This window comes from Chitinophaga qingshengii (genome assembly GCF_014529935.1).
Classification (GTDB): Bacteria; Bacteroidota; Bacteroidia; order Chitinophagales; family Chitinophagaceae; genus Chitinophaga; species Chitinophaga qingshengii.
This window is the reverse complement of record NZ_JACVFC010000016.1, coordinates 1-435: the sequence shown is the minus strand read 5'-3', so window position 1 is coordinate 435 and position 435 is coordinate 1. Positions and strand designations below refer to the sequence as shown.

At 45.3% G+C, this 435-nt stretch carries 2 pseudogenes; both read left to right on the top strand.

What is annotated here, in order from left to right:
* Nucleotides 1–139, top strand: a pseudogene (locus tag ICL07_RS32860) (IS3 family transposase); the annotation flags it as partial.
* Nucleotides 140–270: 131 nt separating this feature from the next.
* A pseudogene (locus ICL07_RS32855) lies at nt 271–435 on the top strand (IS3 family transposase); the annotation flags it as partial.

Here is a 435-nt window from a genome sequence, read left to right as displayed (position 1 = left end):
AGAGTTGCGTGAACTACGCCAGTTGAAGGAAGAGAATAGTAAGTTAAAACAGATCGTAGCGGAACTGAGTTTAGATAAGCAAATGCTCCAGGATGTGCTTAAAAAAAAGCTTTAAAGCCAGTGCAGAAACGTGCACTGGCTATTGATTTAAACAGGGATTACAAGGTCTCCCTGCGTCAATGCTGTCGTGTAATGATGTTATATTCGTCATCCTTCTACTACAAGGCACATAGGCGGGAGGATGGTCTGTTACGACAACGCATCAGGGATATTGCGCAGGTACGGGTCCGATACGGGCACCAACGGATTCATATATTGCTTCGACGAGAGGGTTTTAAGGACAATCATAAAAGAACCTACCGCGTATACAAAGAAGAAGGCCTTAACCTGAGAAGTAAACGTCCACGACGTAACAGAGCAGCGGCAAACAGGCAG